21 protein-coding genes are annotated in these 21109 nt (G+C 71.3%); 14 read left to right on the top strand and 7 right to left on the bottom strand.

Going from position 1 to position 21109, the window contains the following annotated elements; genetic code table 11:
- Positions 1 to 81 precede the first annotated feature (81 nt).
- On the bottom strand, positions 82 to 369 hold the full coding sequence (locus ACGFIW_RS30825; RefSeq protein WP_393323206.1) for a hypothetical protein: 288 nt from the start codon (positions 367 to 369) through the stop codon (positions 82 to 84).
- Between the two features lie 142 nt (positions 370 to 511).
- On the opposite strand from ACGFIW_RS30825, the gene ACGFIW_RS30820 reads away from it, so the two are divergent.
- Both ACGFIW_RS30820 and ACGFIW_RS30815 read left to right on the top strand, forming a co-directional pair.
- Positions 512 to 877, top strand: coding sequence for a PadR family transcriptional regulator (locus tag ACGFIW_RS30820; protein ID WP_393323204.1), 366 nt, complete (start codon positions 512 to 514; stop codon positions 875 to 877).
- Positions 874 to 2250: a permease prefix domain 1-containing protein gene (locus ACGFIW_RS30815; RefSeq protein WP_393323201.1), complete on the top strand. Its 1377-nt coding sequence runs from the start codon at positions 874 to 876 to the stop codon at positions 2248 to 2250. Before ACGFIW_RS30820 ends, ACGFIW_RS30815 begins: the two co-directional genes overlap by 4 nt.
- 89 nt (positions 2251 to 2339) lie before the next feature.
- On the opposite strand, the gene ACGFIW_RS30810 is transcribed toward ACGFIW_RS30815, so the two are convergent.
- Both ACGFIW_RS30810 and ACGFIW_RS30805 read right to left on the bottom strand, forming a co-directional pair.
- Entirely contained in the window at positions 2340 to 2777 is a 438-nt protein-coding gene (locus ACGFIW_RS30810; RefSeq protein WP_393323198.1) for a DUF5980 family protein, read from the bottom strand.
- A gap of 197 nt (positions 2778 to 2974) precedes the next feature.
- The gene (locus ACGFIW_RS30805) at positions 2975 to 3121 is read right to left on the bottom strand and encodes a hypothetical protein (protein ID WP_393323195.1); all 147 of its coding nucleotides are present in this window, start codon (positions 3119 to 3121) and stop codon (positions 2975 to 2977) included.
- A 60-nt stretch (positions 3122 to 3181) separates the two neighbouring features.
- On the opposite strand from ACGFIW_RS30805, the gene ACGFIW_RS30800 reads away from it, so the two are divergent.
- From ACGFIW_RS30800 to ACGFIW_RS30790, 3 genes are all read left to right on the top strand, one after another.
- Positions 3182 to 3853: a transcriptional regulator gene (locus ACGFIW_RS30800; RefSeq protein WP_393323193.1), complete on the top strand. Its 672-nt coding sequence runs from the start codon at positions 3182 to 3184 to the stop codon at positions 3851 to 3853.
- Positions 3854 to 3935: 82 nt separating this feature from the next.
- Positions 3936 to 5504: an MFS transporter gene (locus tag ACGFIW_RS30795; protein WP_393323191.1), complete on the top strand. Its 1569-nt coding sequence runs from the start codon at positions 3936 to 3938 to the stop codon at positions 5502 to 5504.
- An 11-nt stretch (positions 5505 to 5515) separates the two neighbouring features.
- Complete coding sequence (locus ACGFIW_RS30790) at positions 5516 to 6124, top strand: TetR/AcrR family transcriptional regulator (protein WP_393323188.1); 609 nt, start codon at positions 5516 to 5518, stop codon at positions 6122 to 6124.
- A 105-nt stretch (positions 6125 to 6229) separates the two neighbouring features.
- Here the strand turns inward: ACGFIW_RS30790 and ACGFIW_RS30785 are convergent, their stop codons facing one another.
- The gene (locus ACGFIW_RS30785; protein WP_393323185.1) at positions 6230 to 8149 is read right to left on the bottom strand and encodes a helix-turn-helix domain-containing protein; all 1920 of its coding nucleotides are present in this window, start codon (positions 8147 to 8149) and stop codon (positions 6230 to 6232) included.
- A gap of 14 nt (positions 8150 to 8163) precedes the next feature.
- Entirely contained in the window at positions 8164 to 8946 is a 783-nt protein-coding gene (locus ACGFIW_RS30780) for a 3-hydroxybutyrate dehydrogenase (protein WP_393323182.1), read from the bottom strand.
- Between the two features lie 275 nt (positions 8947 to 9221).
- On the opposite strand from ACGFIW_RS30780, the gene ACGFIW_RS30775 reads away from it, so the two are divergent.
- The 9 genes from ACGFIW_RS30775 to ACGFIW_RS30735 all read left to right on the top strand — a co-directional run bounded on the left by ACGFIW_RS30775 (position 9222) and on the right by ACGFIW_RS30735 (position 19152).
- A complete protein-coding gene (locus ACGFIW_RS30775) occupies positions 9222 to 9467 on the top strand; it encodes a hypothetical protein (RefSeq protein ID WP_393323179.1) in 246 nt (81 codons plus the stop codon).
- A 43-nt stretch (positions 9468 to 9510) separates the two neighbouring features.
- Positions 9511 to 10038 carry a crossover junction endodeoxyribonuclease RuvC gene (gene ruvC, locus ACGFIW_RS30770; RefSeq protein WP_393323177.1) on the top strand — a complete coding sequence of 176 codons (528 nt, stop codon included), beginning with the start codon at positions 9511 to 9513 and terminating at the stop codon, positions 10036 to 10038.
- Positions 10035 to 10637 (top strand): Holliday junction branch migration protein RuvA, encoded by a 603-nt coding sequence (ruvA, locus tag ACGFIW_RS30765; protein WP_393323174.1) that lies wholly within the window; start codon positions 10035 to 10037, stop codon positions 10635 to 10637. Before ruvC ends, ruvA begins: the two co-directional genes overlap by 4 nt.
- A 146-nt stretch (positions 10638 to 10783) precedes the next feature.
- Entirely contained in the window at positions 10784 to 11851 is a 1068-nt protein-coding gene (ruvB, locus tag ACGFIW_RS30760) for a Holliday junction branch migration DNA helicase RuvB (protein WP_393323171.1), read from the top strand.
- Between the two features lie 140 nt (positions 11852 to 11991).
- Positions 11992 to 12330 carry a preprotein translocase subunit YajC gene (gene yajC / locus ACGFIW_RS30755; protein WP_393323168.1) on the top strand — a complete coding sequence of 113 codons (339 nt, stop codon included), beginning with the start codon at positions 11992 to 11994 and terminating at the stop codon, positions 12328 to 12330.
- A 277-nt stretch (positions 12331 to 12607) separates the two neighbouring features.
- A complete protein-coding gene (secD, locus tag ACGFIW_RS30750) occupies positions 12608 to 14533 on the top strand; it encodes a protein translocase subunit SecD (protein ID WP_393323165.1) in 1926 nt (641 codons plus the stop codon).
- A gap of 1 nt (position 14534) precedes the next feature.
- Positions 14535 to 15728, top strand: coding sequence for a protein translocase subunit SecF (gene secF / locus ACGFIW_RS30745; RefSeq protein ID WP_393323162.1), 1194 nt, complete (start codon positions 14535 to 14537; stop codon positions 15726 to 15728).
- A gap of 136 nt (positions 15729 to 15864) precedes the next feature.
- Positions 15865 to 16431, top strand: a complete 567-nt coding sequence (locus ACGFIW_RS30740; RefSeq protein ID WP_393323160.1) for an adenine phosphoribosyltransferase — start codon at positions 15865 to 15867, stop codon at positions 16429 to 16431.
- 198 nt (positions 16432 to 16629) lie between these two features.
- Complete coding sequence (locus tag ACGFIW_RS30735; protein WP_393323157.1) at positions 16630 to 19152, top strand: RelA/SpoT family protein; 2523 nt, start codon at positions 16630 to 16632, stop codon at positions 19150 to 19152.
- Between the two features lie 66 nt (positions 19153 to 19218).
- On the opposite strand, the gene ACGFIW_RS30730 is transcribed toward ACGFIW_RS30735, so the two are convergent.
- Complete coding sequence (locus ACGFIW_RS30730) at positions 19219 to 20058, bottom strand: peptidylprolyl isomerase (RefSeq protein ID WP_393323155.1); 840 nt, start codon at positions 20056 to 20058, stop codon at positions 19219 to 19221.
- Positions 20059 to 20117: 59 nt separating this feature from the next.
- Positions 20118 to 20996, bottom strand: a complete 879-nt coding sequence (locus ACGFIW_RS30725) for a peptidylprolyl isomerase (protein ID WP_393323152.1) — start codon at positions 20994 to 20996, stop codon at positions 20118 to 20120.
- Positions 20997 to 21109: the final 113 nt, after the last annotated feature.

Genomic DNA, 21109 nt, shown 5'->3' with positions numbered 1-21109 from the left:
TTTATCGGGACGACAGGCGTGGTCGGTCAGGCGCCCCGGGTCGACCCCGGACGGGGCCGACCCTGGGCGTCGTGCGGCTGGTCAGAAGGGCGGGGCGTCCTCGCCCATCAGCGCCAGCACGACGCCGCCCTTGCCGCTCTTGAGGCCCTGCACCACGACTCGGCCGGTGCTGCCGTCGGGCAGCTCCAGGGTGAAGGTCTTTCCGATCGCGTTCTTGGGGCCGTTGCCGGCGCTGTTGGCGGGTCGGAAGTCGCCTGCCCACGGCGAGGTCCCGCCCTTACGGGCCGGCTCGGCGAAGAGCGCGGCGGTCCCGGGAGTGCGGGTGCCGTCGGCGGAGAGGAGCACTGAGGCGCTGCGAAAGGTAGCCATATGCGCCAAGGCTAACCCGGACCGTGCCCGTTCGTGGCACCCCAGCTGCCCGTGCCGGCGATTCGGTGACCACCCGTTACCGGACGCGCCAATACCTAGCAGTACGATGCATCGTACTTCAGGGTTAGGGGTGGGAGGCTTCGTGAAGGTCGCCAAGGATCTGGTCGCCGCCTCGGCGACACCGATGGTGCTCGGCATCCTGGCCGAGGGTGACAGCTACGGCTACGCCATCCTCCGGCGGATCAACGAGCTGTCCGGGGGTGAGCTGGACTGGACCGAGGGGCTGCTCTACCCGTTGCTGCACCGGCTCGAGCGCCTCGCCTATCTGGAGTCGAGCTGGCAGGCGGTCGCCGGTGAGCGCAGGCGCAAGTACTACCGCATCACCGACCGGGGTCTGGCCGAGCTGGCCGAGCAACGCCGGCAGTGGGACACGGTCGTGGGCGCGCTCAGGGAGATCTGGCACGACCGCGCGCCGCTGACGGCGCACCCGCTGGAGGGCCTCGCATGACGACACACGATGGGCCGGAGGAACTGGAAGCGCAGTTCGCGCAGTGGCGTCAGTACGTGCTGCGCCGCAGGGAGCTGCAGGCGGTGGACGCCGACGAGCTGGAAGACCACCTTCGCGGCTCGGTGGACGAGCTCATCGCCGCTGGCCTGAGCCCGGACGAGGCGTTCCTGGTCGCGGTGAAACGGATGGGCAGCCTCGACGACCTCTCCCGCGAGTTCGCCCGGGAACACTCGGATCGACTGTGGAAGCAGTTGGTGCTGACCGGCGACTCCGACAGCCCGGTCGCCGGCACGCGCTCCCGCCGGACCCTGTGGGTCATGCTCGGCTGCGCGGCGGGTGCGGTGGTGTCCGTCAAGGCGCCCGCGCTGTTCGGGCTGAGCTTCGACGAGGACGGCTCGTTCTACGCGCGCAACGCCACAGTGTTCGCGCTGCCCTGGCTGGCGGCGTTCCTGGCCTGGCGCCGGCGAGCCCGACCGGCGGTGATCGCGGTGCTGGTGGCGCTGCTCGCGCTCGGCGTCGCGGCGGCCAACGTCTACCCGCTCGCGGACGACTCGCAGTCGGTGGTCGTCACCGGCGTCCACCTTCCCATCGCCCTCTGGCTCGTGGTCGGTCTTGCCTACGTGGCCGACGACTGGCGCTCGTCTCGTCGACGCATGGACTTCATCCGCTTCACCGGCGAGTGGTTCATCTACTTCGTGCTGATGGCCCTCGGCGGGGGCGTGCTCTCCGCGTTCCTGTTCAACACCTTCGCGGCCATCGGAATCGTCCCCGAGGCGTTCGTCGCGCAGTGGCTCCTGCCCTGCGGCGCCGCGGCCGCGGCCGTCGTGGCCGGGTGGCTGGTCGAGGCCAAGCAGAGCGTCGTGGAGAACATCGCGCCGGTTCTCACCCGGCTGTTCACGCCGCTCTTCACGGCCGCCCTGCTCGCCTTCCTCGTCGCCGTGGTCTGGACCAGCCACGGCATCGACGTCGAGCGCGAGGCGCTGATCCTGTTCGACCTGTTGCTGGTCGTGGTGCTGGGGCTGTTGCTCTACTCTCTCTCGGCCCGTGATCCGCTGGCCCCGGCCGGCCCGTTCGACAAACTCCAACTCGCGCTCGTGGTCAGTGCGTTGGCCATCGACGTGCTGGTGCTGCTGGAGATCACCGGGCGCATCACCGACGAGTACGGCAGCACGCCCAACCGGGCGGCCGCGCTCGGCGAGAACGTGATCCTGCTGGTCAACCTCGCGTGGTCGGCGTGGCTCCTGCTGACCTTCATCCGTCGGCGTACGCCGTTCACCACGCTCGAACGGTGGCAGACCGGCTACCTGCCGGTGTACGCGGCCTGGGCCTGGATCGTGGTCCTCGTCTTCCCGCCGTTGTTCAGCTACGCCTGAGGCCCTGTCTCACAAGAACTGGCCGGCCTGTGGGGGGCCCGGCTCGACCTCTGCGTCATCGCGTCACCGCTGGGCCGCCCCTGCCGCTCTCAGCAGGACGAGCGGATGTCCAGGACGACCGGGACGCTCTGCGTGTCGACGCCGTCGGTGGCCCGCAGTTGCGGCACGTACCGGCCGAGTGGGGCGTCGTGCAGGCGGAACGCGGCGAGGACCTGGACGATGTGGCCGTCCCCGGAACCGGGGAGGGCGGTCAGCGGGCTGTACACCTCGGTGCCGTCGGGCATGCCGGTGTAGTCGACGCTGATCGGCGTCGACCAGGTCCCGTCGAGAACGACGAAGTAGTAGAGCGTGCGCGGATCGTCGGGGGTGGTGCAGATCTGCTGCGGCAGGTCGACGAGCGTCCAGGTCGACGGGGTGGCGGTGGTCTTCGCGGCGGGCCCCGCGGAGGCCGGCGCGCCGACGACGAGGGCGAGCAGCGTTGTCACGATCGCGGCGGCGGCGATCTGTCGGGCTGTGCGGAAGTACATCACCATCGACTCCTAGGCTCTGCGACCGACATGGGTGCGGGCGCGCCGAATGACGACGTCGCGAGACGTGGAACGACGATCCCGCAACCGCCGTTCGACGGGACGCCAGGGACCGGCGCGACCCGCCGACCAGACTGGCAGAGGTATCTCAGAGGGCTCTGAGAAGAGGCCAGCAACCGACGCCGGGCGGCTTGCGGTTACTTGCCGGTGACGATGCCGGGGTTGATGCAGAGACCCGGGTTGGCGCCGTTCTTCTCGGCGATCTCCAGGCAGCGGGTCACCCTGTCGCCGCGCTGACCCGCCGGCTGGCGGCCCGTCGCCGAGGAAATCCCGCCACAACGCATCCGCCGCGCGTCGTTTCAGCGAACCCCCGGGTAGCGAACGTCTACCCGGGGGTACGTCTGGTGCTGACCGATCCGATGCCGGTGGAGGCCGTGGAGATCGCGCACAAGCAGGTGTCGCTGGCGGCCGAGGACCTGGACGGCAACGGTGTCGCCACGCTGGTGCTGGAGTTGGCCGACGCCTGGGGCGTACCGGCGCTCTGGGAGCAGGTCTGCCGTCCGTTGTTGGCCCGGCTGCGGGGGCGCGACGCCACCGAGGTCACCGTCGAGCGCGCCCTCTGCGAGGGGGTCCGGGTCGGGTTGGACGTGCACCGCCGGGAGCCGGGCCGGCCGCTGCCCGCCGGCGGGGTGCTGCTGGCCGGCGTCGAGCGGGAGACGCACTGCCTGGGTCTGCACGCGCTCGCCGCCGCGCTGCGCGAGCAGGGCCGCGGCTGCCTGCACCTCGGCCCCGCACTGCCCTGGTCCGCGCTGACCGGCGCGGTGTACCGGGCCCGCCCGCACACCGTCGTGCTCTGGTCGCAGACGCCGGTCACCGGCCGCGCGTACCGCCTGGTGCGCCTGGCCCGGGACTTTCCGCGCCTGCGGGTGTACGGCGCGGGGCCGGGCTGGATCGAGCCACTCACCGTGCGGGCGGCCCACCTCGGCACGCTGTCGGACGCGGTCGCCGCCGTCCTGGCCGTCCCACCGGGGCGTGATGCGCACCACATGCGATACGGATCGGTCCCGTATCGTTAATGGGCGTCGTAGGCTGGCTCACGTTACGAGTCTGACCCGTATCGTATTGCGTCGCGGGGAAAGCGTGGGGGGAAAACACGGCATGGAGCTGCACAACAACACGGGCCACCCGAGGAGGTGGGCGATCCTGGGGGTGCTGGTGATCAGCCTCCTCGTGGTCGTCCTCGACAACACGATCCTCAACGTCGCACTGCGCACCCTGGCCGACCCGACACACGGCCTCGGGGCCAGCCAGGGCGAGCTGGAGTGGGCCATCAACTCCTACACGCTCGTCTTCGCCGGGCTGCTGTTCACTTTCGGGGTGCTCGGCGACCGCGCCGGCCGCAAGCGTTTCCTGATGGTCGGTCTGGTGCTGTTCGGCCTGGCGTCGCTGCTCTCCGCGTACGCCCAGAGCCCCGGCCAGCTCATCGCGGCCCGCGCCCTGATGGGGGTCGGCGGCGCGGCCATCATGCCGGTGACGCTGTCGATCATCTCCAACGTCTTCGACCCGCGTGAGCGTGGTCGGGCCATCGGTGTGTGGGCCGGCGCGGTCGGTCTCGCCGTGGCGATCGGCCCGATCCTCGGCGGCGCGCTGCTGGAGCACTTCTGGTGGGGTTCGGTCTTCCTGATCAACGTGCCGGTGGTCGTCGCCGGCGTGGTCCTGGTGGCGCTGCTGGTCCCGGAGTCGCGTGACCCGCGGCCGGGCCGCGTCGACGTACTCGGCGTGCTGCTCTCCGTGGTCGGCCTGGTCGCCCTCTCCTACGGCATCATCGACGGCGGCGAGCACGGCTTCGACCGCCCGGTGGCCTGGGGTTCGATCCTGGTCGGCATCGCGGTGTTGGCCTGGTTCGTGCAGCACGAGCGGCGCAGCGACCACCCGTCGCTGGACGTCCGGCTGTTCAGGGTGCCCCGCTTCGCCGCACCGGTCGCCATCGTCGGCCTGGTGTTCTTCGCCGCGATGGGCTCGATGTTCTTCGGCTCGTTCTACCTGCAACTGGTACGCGGCTACAGCCCGCTGCAGACCGGTCTGCTCTTCCTGCCCTTCGCCGGCGCTCAGCTGGTCTTCGCACCGCGGAGCGCCGCGATGGTCCGCCGCTACGGGGGTCGGGCCGTCGCCACCGTCGGGCTGGTGCTGACCGTGGTGTCACTCGGCGCCTTCGTGTTCATCGGCGCCTCCACCCCGATCTGGGTCGTGCTGCTCGTCTTCCTCATCCAGGGCGCCGGGATGGCCAACATCATGCCGCCCGCCACCGAGTCGATCATGTCGGCGCTGCCCCGGGAGAAGGCCGGTGTGGGCTCCGCGGTCAGCAACACCATCCGCCAGGTGGCCGGCGCGCTCGGCGTGGCGATCCTCGGTTCCGTGCTCTCCGCGGTCTACCGCAGCGACATCGGTGACGCGCTGACCGGCCTGCCCACGCAGGCCCGCGACGCGGCCAACGAGTCGATCTCCGGGGCGTACGCGGCGGCGGGCCAGCTCGGCCCGGCGGCACCGTCGCTGATCTCGGCGGCCAACGACGCCTTCGTCACCGCCATGCACTGGGCGGCCGGGCTCTCCGCGGTGATCGCCGCGGTCGGGATCATCGTGGTGCTGCGCTGGATGCCGGGCCGGGAGGAGACCAGCGCCGCCCCGGCGGCTCCGGTCGCCGAACCCGAGCTGGCCGGAACGGCGTAGGGCCGGAAAAGATGTCGGACATGACGTCCACCGCCGATGCTCCGCGGTCGCCCGGGCGACCGCGGAGCCTCCGCGCCGACGAGGCGATCGTCGAGGCCACCCTCGACCTGCTCGCCGAGGGCAGCACCATCGAGGCACTCTCGATCGAGGCGATCGCCGCCCGCGCCGGGGTCGGCAAGGCCACCATCTACCGGCGCTGGGCAGGCAAGGACGCGCTGCTGCTGGATGCCCTGCGTCGGCTCAAGGGCGTCATGGCCCAGCCGGCCGGCCACTCGGTCCGTGACGACCTGGTGCTGCTCGTCGGTGCGATCGGTAAGAACATCGACCCGCGGGCGGCGAAGATCATGCCCTGCCTGGTGCCCGCGGTGAACCGCAGCCCGGACCAGTTCCAGCTCTACCAGAACATCATCTCGCCCCGGCGGCAGCTGATGCGCGAGGTGCTGCGGCGTGGCATCGACGAGGGCCTGCTGCGGCCCGACATCGACGTGGAGGTGACGATGGCTCTGCTCACCGGGCCGATGCTGATCCAGCGGGTGCTGCAGTGGAATCCGGAGCTGGACGAGCGGGCCCTGCCCGAGCAGGTCGTCGACGCCGTGCTGGAGGGCATCCGGGTCCGCTGAGGCGGGTGCCGCGGGCGTCCGGGGCGGCGGGCGTTGCTCGGTGCCGCGGGTGCCCGCGTTCGCCGAGCGTCTTGGCGTGCGGGCGTCCGCGCCGGCCGGCGTCGCTCAGCCGGCCGGGGCGCGGAGCCGGTGCAGGCGCAGCGCGAGCTGCACCTCCAGCGCCCGCTCGGGCCGTTGCCAGTCCGCGCCAAGCAACTGCCCGACCCGCTCCAACCGCTGGGTCACCGTGTTGACGTGCACGTGCAGCTGCTCGGCGGCGCGGGCCAGGCTGCCACCCACCCCGAAGTACGCCTCCAGCGTCTTCACCAGAGCCGTGCCCCGCCGGGCGTCGTAGTCGACCACCGGCCCGACGGTCGCCCCGAGAAACTGGGCCACGTCCTTCTCACCCCGGTCACCGACCGTGCCCAGCAGCAGCCCGACGAAGCCCAACTCGGCGGTGCTCGCCCCCTGACCGGCCCGGCCCAGCGCGCCCAACGCCGTCAGGCACCGGTCCGCCTCCTGGAACGTCCCGGCCAACGCCGCCGGGCCGTTCGTCGGGCCACTCGCCCCGGCGGTCACCGGACGGCCGGTCACCCGGGACAGGTCCCGGGCCACCGCACGGGCACTGCCGCCCGCGTCCAGCCCCGGCAACATCAGCACCACCCGACCGTCGCGCGCCGCCGCCAGGCCACCCCGCGCCGAGGCGTACGTGGTGGCCCAGGAGAGCACCCGCTGTCGGGCCGAGCCGGTCGCGGCGATCGCGTCGTCTCCCACCGCCACCAGCACGTGCGGCGCGTCCAGGTCCACCCCGAGGCGTCGGGCCCGGCTGCGCAGCGCGTCGGTGTCGCGCAGCGGTCGGGCGATCAGGTCGTCCAGCAACTCGCCACGTACCCGCCCCTCCGCCTCGGCGACCGTCCGGCGGAACAGCAGCAGCAGCGCGGTCACCAGCGCCGCCCGTTCCAGGATGCGCTGGTCGGCGTCGACCAACTCGTCATCCGGGCGCAGCACCAGGGCACCCAGGTTCTCCGCGCCCGCCACCACCGCCGCGAACCACAGTGGGCCGCGGCGCACGCTGCGCCCCTCGGTGCGGGACGCCGCCACCGCCTCCACGATGTCCGCCCGGTCCGGCTCGTCGATCTCACCGACCCGGGCCAGCAGGCGACCCTCGGCGTCCAGCGCCAGCAGCGCCCCGCCCAGCACCTCGGTCACCGCCGCCGCCACGTCCTCCACGCCGCCGCCGCGCAGCACCAGGGCCGTCATCCGGTCGTGTGCCGCCGCGGCCCGCTCCACCGAGCTGCTGTGCGCCCGGATGGTGGTGTTCGCCGCCGACAACTCGGCCAACGCCGAGCGCGTCTCGGTCAGCAGCCGGGCGGTGTCGATCGCCACCGCGGCGTGCGCGGCCAGCGACACCAGCAGCGCCACCTCCTCCCGCACGAACGGGCGGGCCGAACGGTTGGCCGCGTAGAGCACACCGATCGAGGTCGCACCAAGCCGCAGCGGCACCCCGAGGATCGCCACCAGGCCCTCCTCGCCGACCCCGGCGTCGATCTCACCGGTGTGGTGGAACCGCGCGTCCTCACCGTAGTTCGCGGTCACGTACGGCGCGCCGGACTGGGCCACCAGACCGCCGAGGCCGGCGCCCATCGGCAGCCGCAGCCGCTGGAAACGGGCCGAGACCGACCCGTCGGTCACCCGCATGTAGGTGTCGCCGCGCTCGTCGTCGTTGAGCGTCATGTAGGCCACGTCCGCGCCGAGCAGGTGACGGGCCCGGTGCACGATCGCCCGCAGCACGTCGTCCAGGTCGCGCAACCCGGCCAGGTCGCTCACCGTGTCGTACAGGCCGGACAGCTCGGTCTCGCGGCGACGCCGACGCTCCAACAGCGCCCGGACCCGCAACGCCACCGACCTGGCCTGCTCCAGCTCGGTCAGCCGCTCCGGCGGCAGTCCCGCGGCCCGCGCGGCCACCAGCGGTCCCTCGAACTCGACAGCCGCGGCCTCACGGGCGAGCAGTTCCAGGAACTCCACCGGCGATGACATGGTCGACATTGTGCTCAGCCCCACTAGTTGGCCGTCCAGCCCCCGTCGAGGGCGATCGACGTACCGGTGATGAACGCCGCGGGCGGCGAGCAGAGGTACGCCAGCAGTTCGGCGACCTCCTCCGGCTCGATCAGCCGCTTGATCGCGGCCCGAGCCAGCATGATCTTCTCGATCACCTCGGCCTCGTCGATGCCGTGACTCGCCGCCTGGTCGGCGATCTGGTTCTCCACCAACGCCGTACGCACGTACGCCGGATTGATGCAGTTGGCGGTCACCCCGTGCGCGGCGCCCTCCAGGGCGACCACCTTCGACAGCCCCTCCAGGGCGTGCTTGGCCGAGACGTAGGCCGCCTTGTACGGCGAGGCGCGCAGCCCGTGCACCGAGGAGATGTTGACGACGCGACCCCAGCCCCGGGCGTACATGTGTGGAAGGGCCCGGCGGATCAGCAGGAACGGCGCCTCCACCATCACCCGCTGGATGTACTCGAAACGCTCGACGGGAAAGTCCTGCAGCGGCGCGACGTGTTGGAGCCCGGCGTTGTTCACCACGATGTCCACGTCCACGTCGAGACGGTCCACCGCCGCCGCGTCGGACAGGTCCACGCCCTCGGCCCGGCCACCGGCCTCGGCGGCCACCGCCTTGGCCGCCTCCAGGTCGCGATCCACCACGAGCACCTTGGCGCCGGCCGCGCCCAGCCGCAGGGCACACGCCCGCCCGATGCCGCCGCCGCCCCCGGTGACCAGGGCGGTCCGACCGGCGAGGTCGAGCTGTACGACGTGGGGGACCGCCACGGGTTCTGCCGTCATGGCGCAAGAAGTTACGAGCTGTGTGCTCCCCGGCACATGGGCCAGCAACACATACTCCGATGCCAAGCTGTGTGGCCTCAAGATCGCGCAATGTCCCGGATGTAGTGGTTTCCGGGCGCCCCGAGGCCACTGCACCCTGGCCCGACTGCGACCTTGTCGGCCGCACGTGCCCCGCCCTCGCTCCCGATCTCGCCGGAACCGTGTGTCATCGAGATCCGCGCACTATCGGGGATGTTGCTGTCTCTTCCGCGCCGGAGGCAGCAACATCCGGGAAGTTGCGTGGATCTTGGCGCGGCGGCGCGGCGGCGCGGTGGCGCGGTGGCGCGGTGGTGGGGTGGTGGGGTGGCGCGGTGGTGGGGTGGCGCGGTGGTGGGGTGGTGGGGTGGCGCGGTGGTGGGGTGGCGCGGTGGTGGGGTGGCGCGGTGGTGGGGTGGCGCGGTGGTGGGGCGCGGGGCGGGGTGGTGGGGCGCGGGGCGCGGGAGGGCGTGTCCCGTGGGGCTGGTGGGAAGGGCGCCGGTTAGGGTGTCGAACACACGTACTGCTGACGGCTGGGGAGGGGGCGGCGTGCGCGTGCTCGGTGTGGACCCCGGGTTGACCCGGTGCGGGGTGGGTGTGGTCGAGGGTGTGCCGGGGCGGCCCTGCACTCTCGTCGCCTACTACGTGGTCTACACCGATCCGGCTGACGACCTGGCGCTGCGCCTGCTGCACCTGGACCGTTCGCTGACCGAGCTGGTCGCCGAGCACCAGCCGGACAGCGTCGCCGTCGAGCGGGTGTTCAGCCAGCACAACGTGCGTACGGTGATGGGCACCGCACAGGCCAGTGGCATCGCCGTGCTGGCCGGGGCGCGTGCCGGCCTGCCGGTGCAGACGTACACGCCGAGCGAGGTGAAGGCGGCCGTGACCGGGTCCGGTCAGGCCGACAAGGCGCAGATGACCGCGATGGTCACCCGGCTGTTGCGGCTGGCCGAGCCACCGAAGCCGGCCGACGCGGCCGACGCGCTCGCCCTGGCCATCTGCCACGTGTGGCGCGGCGGGACCCGCTCCAAGCTGGCCGCGGCGGCCGACCGGGTACGACGAGGAGGAGCACGATGATCGCCAGCGTGCGGGGCACGGTGACCGCGACGGGTCCGGACCAGGCCGTGATCGAGGTTGGCGGCGTCGGCCTCGCCGTGCACTGCGCCCCGGGGACCCTCGCGGAGCTGCGGGTCGGCCAGGTCGCCCGGCTGGCCACCAGCCTGATCGTGCGGGAGGATTCGCTGACCCTCTACGGCTTCGCCGACGACGACGCGAAGTCGCTGTTCGAGTTGCTCCAGACCGCCAGCGGGGTGGGCCCGCGACTGGCCCAGGCGGTGTTGGCCGTGCACAGCCCGGACGCGGTGCGCAAGGCGATCGCCAACGCCGACACGGCCGCGTTGACCCGGGTGCCCGGGATCGGCAAGAAGGGCGCCGAGCGCCTGGTGCTGGAGTTGCGCGACCGGATCGGCCCGGTGCCGATCGGCGTCGACGGCGTCGCCGGGGTGACCCGTGGTAGCTGGCCGGAGCAGGTTCGGCAGGCGTTGGTCGGGTTGGGGTGGACGGCTGGCCAGGCCGATCAGGCGGTGGCCGCGGTGGCGGAGACGATCGAGGGCGAGACGCCGCCGGTGCCTGTCCTGTTGAAGCAGGCCATCCGCCTGCTGGGTCGCACCCGATGAGCGCCCGGTGGCGACGGGAGGCGGCACGGTGAGCGCGAGGAGTGAGCCGGGGTCGCGAGCCCCGCAGTCGCGAGTGAAGAGGGCACGGTGAGCGCGAGGAGTGAGCCGGGGTCGCGAGCCCCGCAGTCGCGAGTGAAGAGGGCACGGTGAGCGAGACCGACGGGCTCGTCTCGGCGTACGTCAGTGACGCGGACCGGGACGCGGAGGCCACGGTCCGGCCGCGGCGGCTGGCCGAGTTCATCGCCCAGGATCGGGTGCGTGACCAGCTTGACCTGCTGTTGCAGGGCGCGATGCGGCGTGGGTCGCCCCCGGATCACATTCTGCTGTCCGGCCCACCCGGTCTGGGCAAGACGAGTCTGGCCAACATCGTGGCCGCCGAGTTGGGCGCGGGTATCCGGGTGACCAGCGGCCCGGCGATCGAGCGTTCCGGTGACCTGGCGGCGATCCTGACCAGTCTCACCGAGGGGGATGTGCTCTTCATCGACGAGATCCACCGTATCGCGCGTCCGGCCGAGGAGTTGCTCTACAGCGCGATGGAGGACTTCCGGGTCGACGTGGTGGTCGGCAAGGGGCCGGGGGCGACGGCGATCCCGCTGGATGTCGAGCCGTTCACCCTGGTCGGCGCGACGACCCGCTCGGGTCTGTTGACCGGGCCGATGCGGGACCGGTTCGGTTTCGTCGCGCACCTCGACTTCTACGCGCCGGCGGATCTGGAGACGCTGCTGCACCGTTCGGCGCGGATTCTCGGCGTGCCGATCACCCCGGAGGGCGCGACGGAGATCGCCGGTCGTTCCCGGGGCACGCCCCGGATCGCCAACCGGCTGTTGCGCCGGGTCCGCGACTACGCCGAGGTGCGGGCCGACGGCGTGGTCGATGTCGACACCGCCCGTGCCGCGTTGATCGTGTACGACGTGGACGCGCTCGGGTTGGACCGGCTGGACCGGGCGGTGCTGACCGCGTTGGTCGACTCGTTCCGGGGTGGCCCGGTGGGTCTGTCCACCCTTGCCGTGGCGGTGGGGGAGCAGCCGGACACGGTCGAGGAGGTCTGTGAGCCGTTCCTGGTCCGCGCTGGCCTGTTGGCCCGTACGCCGCGGGGGCGGGTGGCCACCGAGGCCGCCTGGCGGCATCTGGGGCGCACTCCGCCGAATGGTACGTTTGGCATGGATAGTCCACCTGTGCCCGATCTGTTCTCCTTGGATACCGAACAGCCGTGATGTGAACGTGATCTGTGCCGCATTCGATGTTCTCAGGTGCAGGGTTTAGACTTCGCCGCGGTCTGTACAGGACGTGAGATTCCGCCTCCGCTCCGGCACCCCGGGTGCCGGGCCGGCGGCCAGTGGGAAGGTCAGTAACCGTGCATTACACAGCAGCGGGCGCCACGGGCGGCGGTATCACGCCGGTCCTGATGATCGTCCTGCTCTTCGGCGTCATGTATTTCATGATGATCCGACCCCAGCAGAAGCGTCGCCGTGAGGCGGAGACGATGCAGTCCGGGCTCGGCCCGGGCGACGAGGTCGTCACCATCGGCGGGCTCTACGGCACGGTCACCGGCATCGAGGACGACACCGTCCTGATCGAGGTCGCTCCGGGCGTGCAGACCCGCTACGCCCGGGCCGCCATCGCCCGGGTGGTCACCCGCGCGGAGCTGCCGAGCGAGCCGATCAGCGGGGACGCCGACGTCATCAAGGAATGACGTCTTCTCCGGGGGTGGCGCGTCCGGCGTACGGCCGGTCGGCCGGCTTCCGGGCCCACCGCGCCCGACGGGGCAGCGGACGAGACGTGAAAACTGGATAGTTGGGTCGACGCCGGGCGTCGGCACGTTCTCCTGACCATCGGCGTTCCGCGCCGGGTTGTCCGGGCCACGTGTCGGCATCTCGTCGGCTCAGGTCAGACCCGTCAGCCGGGACCCCCGGCCCGACCCCGCCGCCGCTGCGCACAGCGGCGCGACCGCACAGGGAGACAGGACAGCCGTGGCACCACCTCAGGGACAGATGCGCCCCGGGCGGCAGCTCGCCGTGCTCGGGTTCATCTTCGTCGTCCTCTATCTTCTGGTGTTCTTCTCCGGCGGCGCCAAGGGCAGCTTCCAGGACCGGCTCGAGCCTCGGCTCGGTCTGGACCTGATCGGCGGCACCCGGGTGACGTTGGAGGCGACCAACAGCGTCGACGGCAAACCTCCGACGGCGGAGAACCTCGAGGAGGCCCGCCAGATCATCGAGAGCCGGGTCAACGCGTTCGGCGTGGCCGAAGCCGAGGTGGTCGCCGAGGGCAACCGGAACATCGTCATCTCCCTGCCCGGTGAAAATCGGGACCTCACCGACGTGGGCAGCGCAGCCGAGCTGCGCTTCCGCAAGGTGCTCAAGGGCGCCGACGGCAGCGGCACGGCCACCGCGCCGCCAGCGGCCACGCCGTCCGGCAGCGCCGCCCCGACCCCGTCCGGCAGCGCGACCCCGTCCGATGCCACCCCGACCCCGTCGGGCAGCGGCGCGCCGAAGGTGACCTCGTCGCCCAGCGGCGGTCAGGGCGGGATGGCCCCGGCATCGCCCAGTGCCACGCCGACTCCGTCCGCGTCCGCGTCCGCCTCGGCCTCGGCGAGTGCCGCCGCGCCCAGCGCGAGTGCCGAGCCGGTCCCGGCCAGCGTCGAGGAGCAGCGCAAGGCCGTCGAGCAGAAGGTCGGCGCCGCCGCGTGGCAGGCCGCGAACGGGTTGCAGGCCCCCGCCGACCTGACCGCTGATCCGTCGCTGGCCGACAAGCTCAAGCCGTTCGGCACGCTGTCGCCGCGCGAGGTCGCCGTGCTGCCGGCGCAGATGCAGTTCAACGTGCCGACCATCGGTTGCGAGCAGCTCGACAAGCGCCCGCCCGCGTCGATCTCCGACCCGAAGCAGCAGGTCGTCTCCTGCGAGGGCGGCGCCTCGAAGTACCTGCTCGACCAGGCCAAGGTGCTGGGCACCGACGTGGACGACGCCGACGCGGTGCTCGACCAGACCAACGCCTGGGTGGTCAGCCTCGACTTCAGCGGCGAAGGCCAGAGCAAGTGGACCGCCCTGACCCGCGAGTCGTTCAACAACGAGGGCCAGGCCTGCGACGCGACAGCGCTCGGCCAGGACGGCAAGTGTCGGGTGGCCGTCGTGCTGGACAACCTGATCGTCTCCTCCCCGGAGATCCAGGGCGTGCTGACCGGCAACTCCCAGATCACCGGCAACTTCAACCAGAAGGACGCGAGCGCGCTCGCCAGCCAGCTGCGCTACGGTGCGCTGCCGGTGACCTTCGAGCAGCAGGAGCAGCAGAACGTCACCGCCACGCTGGGTGCCAGCCACCTGCGCGCCGGTCTGCTCGCGGCCGGCATCGGCATGCTGCTGGTCATCATCTACGCGTTCTTCTACTACCGGCTGCTCGGTTCGGTGATCTTCCTGAGCCTGATCCTCTCCGCGCTGCTGGTCTTCGGCGCGCTCGTGGTGCTCGGCCGGCAGATCGGCTTCACGCTCACCCTCGCCGGCATCGCCGGCATGATCGTCTCGCTCGGTGTGGCGGCGGACTCGTTCGTCATCTACTTCGAACGGTTGAAGGACGAGATCCGGGAGGGGCGCAGCCCGCGCAGCGCGGTGCCGCGCGCCTGGATGCGGGCTCGCCGCACGATCATCTCGGCCAACGCGATCACCCTGCTGTCCGCGGTGGTGCTCTACGTGGTCTCGGTCGGCACGGTCAAGGGCTTCGCCTTCGCCCTCGGTCTGGCCACCGTGCTCGACCTGGTCGTGGTCTTCCTCTTCCGGCACCCGATCATGACGATGTTCGCCCGGACCCGGGCGTTCCTGTCCCCGCGGGTCAGCGGTCTGGGCCGGGCACTGCCGGCCCGCACCCAGCAGACTCAGCCCCGCAACCCGCGCGCCAAGGAGGCCTGAGATGGCTGAAAACGGTTTGGCGAGCCGCCTCTACAACGGCGAGGCCGGTCTCAACGTCGTCGGCCGCCGCAAGCTCTGGTTCGGCGTCGCCGGGGCCCTGCTCCTGATCGCGCTGCTCAGCTTCGGGCTGCGTGGGTTCAGCCTCGGCATCGAGTTCGCCGGCGGCAACTCGTTCCAGGTGCCGGCCAGTGTCGGCAGCCTGGAAGACGCCGAGCGGGAGGTCAACTCGGCTCTCAAGGCAGAGAACACCGGCATCGAGGTGGTCACCGCGCAGAAGGTCGGCGGCCCCGGCGGCGACTCCTACGAGCTGCGTACCGCGCAGCTCAGCGCCGAGCAGACCAACGCGGTCAAGGGGCAGATCGCCGAGGATCTCGGTATCAACGCCGACCAGATCAGCGGCAACCAGGTCAGCGAGGCGTGGGGCAGCCAGGTCACCGAGCGGGCCGTGCTCGGTCTGGTCATCTTCATCGCGCTGGTGATGGTCTACCTGATCCTGCGGTTCGAGTGGCGGATGGCGGTCGCCGCGGTCGCGTCGCTGTTCACCAACCTGGTCCTCACCGCCGGCATCTACTCGCTCGTCGGCTTCGAGGTCACCCCATCGACGATCATCGGCTTCCTCACCATCCTGGGCTTCGCGCTCTACGACGTGGTGGTGGTCTTCGACAAGGTCCAGGAAAACACCCGGGGCATCACGGCCAACAACAACCAGACGTACGGCGAGGCGGCCAACCTGGCCGTCAACCAGAGCCTGATGCGGTCGTTGAACACCTCGGTGGTGGCCCTGCTGCCGGTCGGTGGTCTGCTCTTCATCGGTGCCGGCCTGCTCGGCGCCGGCACGCTGAAGGACCTCGGCCTGGTGCTGTTCGTCGGTATGGCGGTGGCGTTCCTGACCTCCATCCTGGTGGCCACGCCGCTGCTGGCCCTGCTGAAGAACTACGACCCGCGCATCCAGGCGCACAACAAGCGCGTCCTGGCCCGGCGGGGCGCGCTCGCCCGGGGCGAGGTCACCGGCAAGGGTGCGGTGAGCCCGACCCAGGGCCAGTCGACCGAGGAGCAGCTCGACCCGGACGCCGCCGCGCTGGCCGGTGCCGCACCCAAGGTGGGCGCTCGTCCGGCGGGTAAGCGGCCAACCGGTGCCCGGGGCGGTCGCCCCGGCGGTGGCGGCAACCGCCCGGGTGGCGCCAAGCGCCGCTGACCCGGCACGAAAACCGAACGGCGTCCGGCATGCTGTGCGAGCAGCCCGGGGCTGTGTCGAAGCGCCTCGGCTCGACCGAGGCCCTCGACACCGCCCCAGCCGGACGCCGTCGTCGTCGAGAGGAAACGCAACAGCCGTGACGGAGACCCACAGCACCGTGGCGCACGGGGACAGCGGCCCGGAGGCCGCCCGACTGGTCGCCAGCCGGGTGCTGGACGTGCCCGACTTCCCCAAGCCCGGTGTCCTGTTCAAGGACCTGATGCCGCTGTTCGCCGACGGCAGGGCGTTCCGTGAGGTGATCGACGGGGTCGTCGCGTACCACGGTCGGGACGCCTTCGACGTGGTGGTCGGCATCGAGGCGCGCGGGTTCGTCGTCGCCGCGGCCGTCGCGTACGCGACCGGGGTGGGCGTGGTGCCGGTCCGCAAGGCCGGCAAGCTGCCCCGCCCGGCGCACTCGGTTTCCTACGCCCTCGAATACGGCGAGGCGACCCTTGAGGTGCACGAGGACGCCTTCACCGCCGGGCACCGGGTGCTGGTGGTCGACGACGTGCTGGCGACCGGCGGCACCGCCGAGGCGACACTGGACCTGGTGGAGCGGGCCGGTGGGACGGTGGCCGGCTTCACGGTGCTGCTGGAGCTCGGTTTCCTGGGCGGGCGGGAGCGGCTGGCCCCGCGTCCCGTCCATGCCCTGCTGACCGTTTGAACCCGTCGGTGGCGCACTGACCGTTTGGTCCGAGGCCCGTCGGGCGGTGCCCGCGCCGACCGTCCGGCGGAGCGGCAGCGGACCGTCCGTGCGGGTAGCATTGCCCTTTGCTGACGCCGGCGGTACGCCGTCCGGCGGGGCGAGACCAGGCCGGCCGATTGTTCGGCAGGTGTTTTCCGGCGAGCGGTGAGGAGGCCGGTGTCCCACGATGTCGTCCCTCCGGCGGAGGGCACGGTGCACCCGACAGGCGACGCTGACGGCACGGTGACCGACCGGGCAGGCGACGCGCCAGCCCGGGTGACGGGCGCCGGCAGCGGCTCTGACAGCGCTGCGGGCGAGAGCCCCGCACAGCCGATCAGCGCCCCGCCGAGCGTCCAGGCGTCCCCCGGTGCCGACGGGGTGGTGGTGCCGTTCCCGAGTGACGCCGGCGTCGACCCGTCGCCGAGCGGTGGCTTCGGGCTGTCCAACGCACCCACCGGCCGGCGGGTGCGGGCCCGGTTGGCCCGGTTCAACGCACCCTGGCAGACCTCCCAGGTCAGTGAGGTGCTGGAGCCGCTCATCGCGAGCCACCGGGACAATCACCCCAAGGCCGACGCCCGGCTGCTCCAGCGCGCCTTCGACACGGCCGCGCGGTGGCACTCCGGGCAGTACCGCAAGTCCGGTGACCCGTACATCACCCACCCGCTCGCGGTGGCGACCATCCTCGGCAACCTGGGGATGGACACCACCACGCTCGTCGCCGCGCTGCTGCACGACACCATCGAGGACACCGAATACACCCTCGACGCGATGCGCGCCGACTTCGGCGGCGAGGTGGCCCTGCTTGTCGACGGCGTCACGAAGCTCGACAAGGTCAAGCTGGGTGACGCGGCCAAGGCCGAGACGATCCGCAAGATGGTCGTGGCGATGGCCAAGGACCCGCGGGTGCTGGTGATCAAGCTGGCCGACCGGCTGCACAACATGCGTACCCTGACCTTCCTGCCCCGCCCCAAGCAGGAGCAGAAGGCCAAGGAGACGCTGGAGATCCTGGCGCCGCTGGCCCACCGGCTCGGTATGAACACGATCAAGTGGGAGCTGGAGGACCTGTCCTTCGGCACGTTGTTCCCGAAGCGCTACGAGGAGATCAACCGGCTGATCGGGGAGCACCAGCCGCAGCGTGAGTCGCTGCTGCGGCAGGTCACCCAGAAGGTCGGCACCGACCTGAAGGCCGCCAAGATCAAGGCGGAGACCACCGGGCGGCCGAAGCACCTCTACTCGATCTACCAGAAGATGATCGTGCGGGGTCGTGACTTCAACGACATCTACGACCTGGTGGGCGTGCGGATCCTGGTCGACACGGTGCGCGACTGCTACGCGGCGCTGGGTGTGATCCACGCCAACTGGCAGCCGGTGCCGGGCCGGTTCAAGGACTACATCGCGATGCCCAAGTTCAACATGTACCAGTCGTTGCACACGACTGTCATCGGGCCCACCGGCAAGCCGGTGGAGATGCAGATCCGCACGTACGCGATGCACCGCACCGCGGAGTTCGGCATCGCCGCGCACTGGAAGTACAAGGAGCACAAGGGCACCCAGATCGTCGGCCCGCCCGCGCACATCGACGAGATGACCTGGCTGCGGCAGCTGCTCGACTGGCAACGGGAGGCGGCCGACCCGAGCGAGTTCCTGGACGCGCTGCGCTTCGACCTGTCCAGCCAGGAGGTGTACGTCTTCACCCCGAAGGGTGACGTCATCCCCCTGCCGACCGGCTCGACACCCGTCGACTTCGCGTACGCGGTGCACACCGAGGTGGGGCACAAGTGCATCGGGGCGCGGGTCAACGGCAAGCTGGTGCCCCTCGAATCGACGCTGTCCAACGGCGACGTGATCGAGATCTTCACCTCGAAGTCCGAGACGGCCGGCCCGACACAGGACTGGCTGGGCTTCGTCAAGAGCCCCCGGGCGCGCACGAAGATCCGTCAGTACTTCAACAAGGAGCGGCGCGAGGAGGCGATCGAGGCCGGCAAGGACGCGATCGTCAAGGCCATGCGCAAGCAGGGCATGCCCCTGCAGCGGATGCTCACCTCCGACGCGCTGATGTCGATCGCACGGGACCTGCACCTGGCCGACGTGGCGTCGCTCTACGCGGCGGTCGGCGACAGCCAGGTCTCCGCCCAGTCGGTGGTGCAGAAGCTGATGGCCGCGTACGGCGGCGAGGAGGGCGCGGCGGAGGACATCGCCGAGACCGCCGTCGCCACCCGGCCACCGCGCAGCCGACAGAGCAGCAACGACCCAGGCGTGGTGGTCCGGGGCGTCAGCGACGTCTGGATCAAGCTGGCCCGCTGCTGCACCCCGGTCCCACCCGACTCGGTGTTCGGCTTCGTCACCCGCTCCGGCGGGGTCAGCGTGCACCGCGACGACTGCGCCAACGCCGAGGACCTGCGGGCCCAGAGCGAGCGGGTGGTCGAGGTGAGTTGGAAGCTCACCTCCGCCTCGACGTTCCTGGTCGCCATCCAGGTCGAGGCACTGGACCGGCACAAGCTGCTGGCCGACGTCACCCGGGTGCTCTCCGACGAGCGGGTCAACATCCTCTCCGCCACCGTCACCACCACCCGCGACCGGGTGGCGGTGAGCCGGTTCAGCTTCGAGATGGCCGACCCGAAGCACCTGGGCCACCTGCTGGCCACGGTCCGCAAGGTCGACGGCGTCTTCGACGCGTACCGCGTCACCTCCGGCGCCTGACGCGTACCCCGGGCACGACAGCGCCCGCCGGCTCAGCCGGCGGGCGCGTGGTCGTCTGCGCGGGTGTCAGCCCTGCGGTGGGCTCATCGTGAGGTCCTTGATGATGACCTCCTTCTTCGGGTGGCCGCCGCCGGCCTGCTGGGCGAACGCCCCGTCGTCGCCGGCCTTCGCCACGTCCTTGACGATGTCCATGCCGCCGGTGATGGTGCCCAGCACCGTGTACGCCGGGTCCAGCGGCGAGTCGCCGTAGACGATGAAGAACTGGCTGCCGGTGCTGCCCGGGTCCTGCGACTTGGCCATCGCGATGACACCCTCCGGGTACGGCGGGCGCTTGTCGGTGGGCAGGTTCTCCTCGGCCATGCGGTAGCTCGGGCCGCCCTGGCCGTCGGTGTCCCGCCAGCCGTTGCCGGTGGCGCTGGGGTCGCCGCACTGCAACACCTTGATGCCCTCGCTCACCAGGCGGTGGCACTTGGTGTTGTCGAAGAAGTTCTTCTCCGCGAGGTAGCTGAAGCTGCCCGCCGTGCACGGCACCTGCGACCTGTCGACCTTGGCCGTGATCGGGCCCAGGTTGGTGTCGATCGTCATGGTCTGCACGCCGGTGGCGGACTGCTGGTTGCTCGGCACCCCGACGTCCTTGATCTGCGGGGGCCGCTGATCGGTGGGCAGCGTGTTGAACGCGCACTCCGCCGCGCCGGCCGCCGGCGCGGCGGAGTCCTTCTTGTCGTCGTCGCCGCCGAGGCTCACCGCCAGCCACACGGTGCCGGCGACCACCAGCACCAGCGCGGCTGCCGCGCTGACGATCGCCTGGGTCTGCCGGCGCTTGCGGGCCTTGGCCGCGCGCTCGGCCATCTCCTTCTCGAGCCGGGCGCGTGCCGCCGCGCGCTGCCGCTCTCTGGTGGACGTCACGCCTGGATCCTCCTGGCTGTCTGCTGCTGGGTGCCGTGTGGGTGGGTGGTGGCGGCCGGTCAGCCGGCGCTCGGGCTGCTGGACGGCGCGCCGGAGGCCGACGGTGCCGCCCCGGTGACCGGCTCACCGACAGTGAGGCTTTGGATCGTCACGTCGGTGCTGGGCTTGACCTTTGCCCCGGTCCCATTGTCCACGGTCGGGAGGGCGCCGATCTTTTCCACCACGTCCAGCCCGCCGGTCACCCGGCCGATCACCGGGAACTTCGGGTCAGTGGTGGTGAAGTCCTTGAAGAAGATCAGGAACTGGCTGCCGTTGCTGCCCGGCGGGTTGGCGATCATCGCCACGGTGCCCTTCGGGTACGTCGGCGGCTGGCCGGGGGCCGGACTGGCCGACGGGGACGCCGAGGGCACGGTGGGCAGCTCCTCGTCGTAGAACGAGTAGGTCGGCCCGCCGAGGCCGGTGCCGCTCGGGTCGCCGCAGCGCAGTGCGCCGTCGGCGGTGATCTCGTGGCACTTGGTGTTGTCGTAGAACGACCGGCTCGCCAGGTGCGCGATGCTCGCCGCCGCGCACGGCGAGTTGGTCAGGTTGAGCTCCGCGGTGATCGGCGCACCCTGGTTGGTGGTCACGGTCATCGCCCGGGTGCCCGCGGTGGGGATGTCCTTGGTCGCCGGGGTGCCGACGTCCTTGAGGTTGGTGTTGGCCGTCGCGTCCTGCGGCGTCCAGAGGCAGGTGTCCTCCGCCGCCGTCTTCTGCTTCGAGTCGGAGTCGAACGCCCCGAGCGCCCAGGCGGAGCCGGCCACGACCAACACGAGGATCAGGGCGGCGCCGACACCGGCCTGGATCTGCCGACGACGCCGCGTGGCGGCAGCCCGGCGAGCCAACTGCCGGTCGAGCTTGGCCCGCGCCAGTTTGCGCTGCCGGTCCCTGCTGGAAGCCACAGGTGCTCCCCTTTCCTCTGCCTGGTCGTCGCCGGCGGCCGGGCACCCCGGCCCGTCCGGGCGTCACGTGTGCCGCGCCACACGCCCGCCAGAGTGTACGGCTAGTGACTGGG

It is taken from the genome of Micromonospora sp. NPDC048935 (genome assembly GCF_043197875.1).
Taxonomy (GTDB): domain Bacteria; phylum Actinomycetota; class Actinomycetes; order Mycobacteriales; family Micromonosporaceae; genus Micromonospora.
This window is presented reverse-complemented; position numbering and strand designations above follow the sequence as displayed.

What these genes read in the sequence shown, in the direction of transcription:
- ACGFIW_RS30815 (WP_393323201.1), top strand. Translation starts at nt 874, where the DNA reads ATGACGACACACGATGGGCCGGAGGAACTGGAAGCGCAGTTCGCGCAG.
- ACGFIW_RS30795 (WP_393323191.1), top strand. Translation starts at nt 3,936, where the DNA reads ATGGAGCTGCACAACAACACGGGCCACCCGAGGAGGTGGGCGATCCTG.
- ACGFIW_RS30780 (WP_393323182.1), bottom strand. Translation starts at nt 8,946, where the DNA reads ATGACGGCAGAACCCGTGGCGGTCCCCCACGTCGTACAGCTCGACCTC.
- ACGFIW_RS30825 (WP_393323206.1), bottom strand. Translation starts at nt 369, where the DNA reads ATGGCTACCTTTCGCAGCGCCTCAGTGCTCCTCTCCGCCGACGGCACC.
- ACGFIW_RS30805 (WP_393323195.1), bottom strand. Translation starts at nt 3,121, where the DNA reads ATGCGTTGTGGCGGGATTTCCTCGGCGACGGGCCGCCAGCCGGCGGGT.
- ACGFIW_RS30785 (WP_393323185.1), bottom strand. Translation starts at nt 8,149, where the DNA reads ATGTCGACCATGTCATCGCCGGTGGAGTTCCTGGAACTGCTCGCCCGT.
- ruvA (WP_393323174.1), top strand. Translation starts at nt 10,035, where the DNA reads ATGATCGCCAGCGTGCGGGGCACGGTGACCGCGACGGGTCCGGACCAG.
- ACGFIW_RS30810 (WP_393323198.1), bottom strand. Translation starts at nt 2,777, where the DNA reads ATGTACTTCCGCACAGCCCGACAGATCGCCGCCGCCGCGATCGTGACA.
- secF (WP_393323162.1), top strand. Translation starts at nt 14,535, where the DNA reads ATGGCTGAAAACGGTTTGGCGAGCCGCCTCTACAACGGCGAGGCCGGT.
- ACGFIW_RS30790 (WP_393323188.1), top strand. Translation starts at nt 5,516, where the DNA reads ATGTCGGACATGACGTCCACCGCCGATGCTCCGCGGTCGCCCGGGCGA.